Source organism: Hydrogenophaga sp. 70-12 (assembly GCF_001897365.1).
Classification (GTDB): Bacteria; Pseudomonadota; Gammaproteobacteria; order Burkholderiales; family Burkholderiaceae_C; genus Hydrogenophaga; species Hydrogenophaga borbori.
The window spans coordinates 1-1,297 of record NZ_MKSS01000320.1 but is presented as its reverse complement, the minus strand read 5'-3'; the positions used below and the strand labels follow the sequence as shown (position 1 = coordinate 1,297).

Here is a 1,297-nt window from a genome sequence, read left to right as displayed (position 1 = left end):
CGGGAAAGCCCTCGGCGCCGGTGACGCTCAGCGTGGGGCGCCAGGTGCGGTTGATCAGGGCCTCCACCGGGTCGGTGGTGGTGGGCAGGGCGAACAGGGTGCTGCCGCCGCAGTCGTGGTGGGCCCAGGGGAAGCGCTTGTAGATCTCGTCGCCCAGGATGGCGGCGGTGGCGCGCGCCTGCTCCAGCCGCTCGGCCGGCACCTCGCAGTGGAAGCTGGCGGGCAGCAGGCGGCCGGTGGCGCTGTCCTCCAGCCGGTCCAGCACCTGGCGCATGATGCGAAAGCTCGAGGGCACCAGGCCCGAGGCGTCGCCCGAGTGGATGCCCTCGGTGAGGACCTCGACCTTGAGCACACCGGCGGCCATGCCGCGCAGGCTGGTGGTGAGCCAGAGCTGGTCGTAGTTACCGGCGCCGCTGTCCAGGCAGATCACCAGGCCCACGTCGCCCAGGCGCGGCCGCAGGGCGTCCACGTAGGGCAGCAGGTCGCCGGAGCCGCTTTCCTCGCAGGTCTCGATGATCCCCACGATGCGCGGATGCGCCGCGCCCTGCGCCTGAATGGCCTGGATCGCTGCCACGCTGGCGTAAACCGCGTAGCCGTCGTCGGCGCCACCGCGGCCATAGAGCTTGCCGTCGTCGATCTTGGGCGTCCAGGGGCCCAGGTCGCTGCGCCAGCCGGTGAACTCGGGCTGCTTGTCCAGGTGGCCATACATCAGCACGGTCTGGCCCGAGGCCGGGGCGGGGGTGCCGTCCTGGCCCGCGCTGGCCGGCAGCTCGAAGAACAGCACCGGCGTGCGCGGGCGGCCGTGCGCGTCGTTCAGGCGCACGATCTCCAGCCGCAGCCCGGGCACGCGCTGCGCGCTCACCCAGTCGGCGGCCGATTGCAGCACACGCTCGAGCAGGCCGTGGGCGGCCCAGTCGGCGTCGAATGCGGGGGATTTGGCCGGGACGGCCACGTAGTCGAGCAGCGCGGGCACGATGCGATCGCGCCAGCTGGCATCGACATGGGATTGCAGGGCCGCCGCGTCGAGCGGCAGCGGCTGAGGCAGGCGGGCGTTCATGGCGATCTCCATCGGGATCGCCCCGGTGTGGGCACGCTGCCCCTCCCAGGTGAACCCTGGGGGGAGTATAGGCAGGAGCGGCGCCGCGCGACGTCGCCGCGCGGCCGTTTCCTCAAGCTGTGGTACGGAAGCGGCCGACCACCAGGGCGAGCTGCTCGGCCTGCTCCTTCAGGCTCTGAGCGGCGGCCGCGCTCTGCTCCACCAGCGCCGCGTTCTGCTGCGTCATCTGGTCGAGCTGGT

The 1,297-nt window shown here is 72.3% G+C and carries 1 protein-coding gene; it reads right to left on the bottom strand.

Annotated features, from left to right (window positions below; genetic code table 11):
- The coding region (locus tag BGO22_RS16880) for a M20/M25/M40 family metallo-hydrolase (protein WP_286851869.1) at nucleotides 1-1,057 on the bottom strand (1,057 nt) is incomplete at its 3' end.
- Nucleotides 1,058-1,297 lie beyond the last annotated feature (240 nt).